Source organism: Mesorhizobium sp. M1E.F.Ca.ET.063.01.1.1 (assembly GCF_003998155.1).
Lineage (GTDB): Bacteria > Pseudomonadota > Alphaproteobacteria > Rhizobiales > Rhizobiaceae > Mesorhizobium.
Genome location: NZ_RZSC01000414.1, coordinates 1 through 5,260 on the forward strand (window position 1 = coordinate 1; position 5,260 = coordinate 5,260).

A 5,260-nucleotide genomic window follows, 5' to 3' on the forward strand; every position below is an offset into this window, starting at 1 on the left:
CTGCTCGGCGTCCACGGCATCTCCATCCAGCCGATCACCTATCCGACGGTGCCGCGCGGCGCCGAGCGGCTGCGCATCACGCCGACACCCTTCCATTCCGACGCGCTGATCGCCGAATTGCAGGACGCGCTGGTCGAGACCTGGGATGCGCTCGGCATTCCCTATGCCACCTCAGGCCGTCCCGTCCTCGCCAAGAGCGACCGCATCGTTCCTTTGCTGGTGCCGAAGTCAGGCGGCTGAAGCCGCCTGCCTCACACCGTCTTCATCCATTTCGCCAGGCGATTTGCCGCCTCCTCGAGCTGATCGAGGCGGCGGTGGAAGCATAGCCTGAGGAAGGCCTCGCCGCCGGGGCCGAAGGCCGTGCCGGGCGCCAGGCCGACATTGGCGTTGTCGACGATGTCGAAGGCGGCGGTGCGGGAATCGGTGATGCCGTCGACCGTGAAGAACAGATAGAAAGCGCCTTGCGGCACGGTGAAGCGTGCCTTGCCGGTGGCACCCAGGATATCGCAGACGAGATCGCGCGCAGCGCGTGCCCGTTCCACTTGGCTCACGATGAAGCCGTCGCCCTCGTCAAGCGCTGCGACCGCGCCGCGTTGCATGAACTGAGCGACGCCGGAGGTCGAATACTGGATCAGGTTCTCGAACACCTGCTGCAGCGCGGGATGGGTCTTGATCCAGCCGACACGCCAGCCGGTCATCGCCCAGTTCTTGGAGAAGCTGTTGACGAACAGGATGCGGTCTTCGCCCGTGGCGACGTCGAGGAAGGACGGCGCCCGGCCATGGCCATAGTGGAACAGCGAATAGATCTCGTCGGCGATGATCCAGAGGTTCTTCGCGCGGGCGAGATCGAGGATCGCTTGAAGGGTCTCCCTGTCGGCGGTCCAGCCGGTCGGGTTTGACGGCGTGTTGATGAACAGCGCCTTGGTGCGCGGCGTGATGGCCGACGCGATCTTCTCGACATCGCAGGACCAGCCATTGCCGGACCGATCGAGCACGACCGCAACCGGGACGGCACCGGCGACCCCGGCGGCAGCAGCGAAATTCGGCCAGGCCGGCGACAGATAGATCACTTCGTCGCCGCTGCCGGCAATCGCGTCGATGGCAAGTTGGATGGCATGCATGCCGGAAGCGGTGACGATGAACTCCTCCTCGGCGAAGTGCTTGCCGAAATGCCTGGCGTAATAGCGGGCGAGCGCCTGCCTGAGCTCGGGAATGCCCTTCTGCCAGGTGTAGAAGGTCTCGCCATTGGCGAGACCGCGGGCGGCGGCATCGCTGATGAAGGATGGCGTCGGCAGGTCACCCTCGCCGGCCCAGAGCGGGATCAGGCCTTCGCGCAGGCGGCCATGGTTGACGACGGCGACAATGCCGCTTTCGGGTGCGGCGCGGGCTTCGGCGCGCAGGGTCTGAATCAAGGTCATGGGCAAATCCGTGGTCGTCTTTTCCGCGCTCTTACCAGATCGCCGAACAGAAAACCCCAGCCGCAAGCGGCCGGGGTTTTGGTCCAGAGTATCTGTAAGGGTTATTTCTTGGCGAGAAGGTCACGGATTTCGGTCAGAAGCTGGACATCGGCCGGCGGCGGTGCCGCCGCAGCGGCGGGCTTCTCACGCTCCAAGCGCTTGCGCAGATTGTTCACGGCCTTGACCATGAGGAAGATGATGAAGGCAAGGATCAGGAAGTTCAGCACAACGGTGATGAAGCTGCCATAGGCGAAAACGGCGCCTTCTTTCTTAGCGTCGGCCAGCGCAGCCGAATGGACGTTCGAGGACAAACCAAAGAAATAATTGTTGAAGTCCAGACCGCCGAAAATCGCCCCGACGATCGGCATGATGATGTCGTTGACCAGCGAGTCGACGATCTTGCCGAAAGCAGCGCCTATGATGACGCCGACGGCCAAGTCCATCACATTGCCTTTGGAAATGAATTCCTGGAACTCTTTCAGCATTCGACCCTCCTAGCCATGACCGGCCGCGCTGCCGCCCCGGCTCTCCGGCGCCGACCCAAGATCACAATAACAAAAACCCCCGGTTGCAAAACCGGAAAAAGGGCGAAATCCCGGTTTGTGTTTAAGCCGCGCCGTCAGGCACATATGCGGCGAAAGCCGCGATGGACTCGGGCTCCAAGCTGTGGTTGCGTCTAGCCGAACCGGTGTGGAGCATCGGTCAGGGAGGAAGTTCGAACCGTGCAAGGCTGGTTCGTCGTCATCATCGCGATCGCCTATGTGACGCTGCTTTTTGCCATCGCCAGCGTCGGCGATCGGCGCTCGGTGGCAGCCGGGCTCGGACGGGCGCGGCCCTTCATCTATGCGCTCAGCCTCGCCATCTACTGCACCTCCTGGACCTTTTTCGGCTCGGTCGGCCTCTCCTCCGAGCGTGGCCTCGAATTCCTCGGCATCTATACGGGACCGGTGCTGGTCTTCGTGTTCGGCTTCCCGCTGCTCAACCGCATCGTACGGCTGGCGAAAAGCGAGAAGATCACCTCGATCGCCGACTTCCTCGGCGCCCGCTACGGCAAGAGCTTCATCGTCGCGGCGATCGCGACGCTGATCGCCACGATCGGCGCCGTGCCCTATATCGCGCTGCAGCTGAAGGCGATCTCAGGCTCGGTCAGCCTGATGATCGAACACTATACCGGATCGCCGCCTTCCTTCGATCCGTTCGTCAGCGACATCTCGCTGGTGGTCGCGATGCTGCTTGCGCTGTTTGCGGTGCTGTTCGGCACACGCCACGCCGACGCCACCGAGCACCAGGATGGGCTGGTGCTGGCGGTGGCGGTCGAAACCGTGGTCAAGCTCGCCGCTTTCCTCGCCATCGGCCTGATGGTGACCTTCCTCATCTTCGGCGGCCCCGGCGACATGCTGGCGACGCTCGCCGCAAATGCCGAGGTGCGCGAGGCCATGGGCTACAACACCTCTCTGGCCACCTGGCTGGTGCTGACAACCTTGAGCGGTTTTGCCATCCTGATGCTGCCGCGCCAGTTCTACGTCACCATCGTCGAGAACCGCAGCGAGGCGGAACTGCGCGCCGCGACCTGGGTGTTCCCGCTCTACCTCGTGGCGATCAACCTGTTCGTGCTGCCGATCGCCTTTGCCGGCCTGTCGCTGGTGGGCACCAAGACGAGCAGCGACCTCTACGTGCTGTCGCTGCCGCTGCTCAGCGGCCATGATGTGCTCGCCATGGCCGCTTTCATCGGCGGCCTGTCGGCGGCGACCGCAATGGTCATCGTCGAGAGCGTGGCGCTGTCGATCATGATCTCCAACGACCTCGTCATCCCGCTGTTCGTGCGCCGGCTGCTCAAGACCACCTCTTCGCAGAACGAGGACTGGTCGACGCTGATCCTCAACGTGCGGCGGGCGTCGATCTTCATCATGCTGTTCATCGCTTTCCTCTATTACCGGGAGAGCACCAACAGCGCGCGGCTGTCCTCGATCGGACTGATGTCGTTTGCCGCGATCGCGCAATTCGCGCCGGCGCTGATCGGCGGGCTGATCTGGCGCCGCGCCAACGGCCGGGGCGCCGCGCTCGGCATGGTCGCCGGCATCGCGGTCTGGGGCTACACGCTGCTGCTCCCTTCGCTCGTCGGTCCCGGCTCCGATATCGTCGTCCATGGCCTGTTCGGCTTCGAGGCGCTCAGGCCGCAAGCGTTGTTCGGCACGGTCGGCGAGCCGCTGAACCACGGCGTGCTGTGGAGCCTGTCGATCAACACGCTGTTCTTCGTGCTGGGATCGCTGTCCCGGGCTTCCGTGCCGCTGGAGCGCATCCAGGCGGCGATCTTCGTGCCGCGCGAGGCAGGCCCGATGCCGAGCCTGCGCCGCTTCCGCACCGCCGTCACCGTCAACGACCTCAAGGACACGATTTCCCGCTATCTCGGCGTCGAGCGCACCGAGCGTTCCTTCCAGTCCTTCGAGAAGAACGCGAACGTCTCCCTGCATGGCAAGGAACAGGCCAGCATGGACGTCATCCGCTTCTCGGAGCAATTGCTGGCGAGCGCGGTCGGCTCGTCCTCGGCGCGGCTGATCATGTCGCTGCTCTTCCGCCGCAACGATCGCGATTCCAAGGATGCCTTCCGGTTGCTCGACGACGCCACCGAGGCGCTGCAGCACAATCGCGACCTGCTGCAGATCGCGCTCGACCAGATGGAACAGGGGATCACGGTCTTCGACCGGGACTTCCGGCTGATCTGCTGGAACCGGCAATACCGGGCGTTGTTCGACCTGCCGGACGAGATGGGCCAGGTCGGCGTCTCGCTCGACCAGATTCTGCGCCATCTCGCCGAGCGCGGCGACATCCCCGCCGACCAGCGCGTGGCGATGCTCAACCGGCTGACCAGCTTCGTCAGCCCCTGGCAGATGGAGCTGAAGACCAGCGGCCGCATCCTGGAACTGCGCTCCAACCCGATGCCCGACGGCGGCATCGTCGCCACCTATGCCGACATTTCCGGCCGCGTCGAGCAGGACCTGGCGCTGAAGCGGGCGAACGAATCGCTGGAGCAGCGGGTCAGGAGCCGTACTGCGGAGCTCACCCGCGTCAACGAGGAACTGGCGCAGGCGCAGATGCTGGCCGAGGAAGCCAACCTCAGCAAGACGCGCTTCCTCGCCGCCGCCGGCCACGACATCCTGCAGCCGCTCAACGCCGCCCGGCTCTATTGCTCGTCGCTGATCGAGAAGGCCGGCAAGGGGCCGGCCGGCAAGGCGGCGATCAACATCGAGTCCTCGCTGGAATCGGTCGAGACCATCCTCGGCGCCGTGCTCGACATCTCGCGGCTCGACGCCGGCGCGTTGAAGCCGGAGGACACCGCCTTCAGCCTCGGCGGGCTGCTCAGCCAGATCGGCAACGATTTTCGCCCGCTCGCCGCCGAAAAGAAGCTGGAACTCGAGATCATGCCGTCATCGCTCGGCGTCATGACGGACCGCAACTTGCTTCGGCGGCTGATCCAGAACCTCGTTTCCAACGCCATCAAATACACGCGCGAGGGCCGCATCCTCGTCGGTGTCAGAAGGCGCGGCGAGTTGGCCGAGATCCAGGTGATCGACACCGGCATCGGCATTGCCGGCGACAAGCTGAACACGGTCTTCCACGAATTCACGCGGCTGGACGAAGGTGCGCGCGAGGCGGAAGGGCTTGGCCTCGGCCTCTCCATCGTCGACCGTATCGCCCGGGTGCTGAGGCTCGAAATCCGCATCTACTCGAACCCCGGCAAGGGCACGCGCTTCTCCGTGATCCTGCCGGTGGCGGCGGTCGCGGCGCCACCGGCAGGATCACGG

Annotated in this window: 3 protein-coding genes and 1 pseudogene; 2 read left to right on the forward strand and 2 right to left on the reverse strand. The window is 64.5% G+C overall.

Annotated elements, in window-relative coordinates; genetic code table 11:
* Positions 1-240: pseudogene (locus tag EOA29_RS24090) on the forward strand (5-aminolevulinate synthase); the annotation flags it as partial.
* 11 nt (positions 241-251) lie between these two features.
* Here the strand turns inward: EOA29_RS24090 and EOA29_RS24095 are convergent.
* Both EOA29_RS24095 and mscL read right to left on the reverse strand, forming a co-directional pair.
* Entirely contained in the window at positions 252-1,418 is a 1,167-nt protein-coding gene (locus tag EOA29_RS24095; protein WP_126090256.1) for a pyridoxal phosphate-dependent aminotransferase, read from the reverse strand.
* Positions 1,419-1,519: 101 nt separating this feature from the next.
* On the reverse strand, positions 1,520-1,942 hold the full coding sequence (gene mscL, locus EOA29_RS24100) for a large conductance mechanosensitive channel protein MscL (protein WP_059185060.1): 423 nt from the start codon (positions 1,940-1,942) through the stop codon (positions 1,520-1,522).
* A 237-nt stretch (positions 1,943-2,179) separates the two neighbouring features.
* Between mscL and EOA29_RS24105 the strand changes: the two genes are divergently transcribed.
* The coding region (locus EOA29_RS24105) for a PAS-domain containing protein (protein WP_127221690.1) at positions 2,180-5,260 on the forward strand (3,081 nt) is incomplete at its 3' end.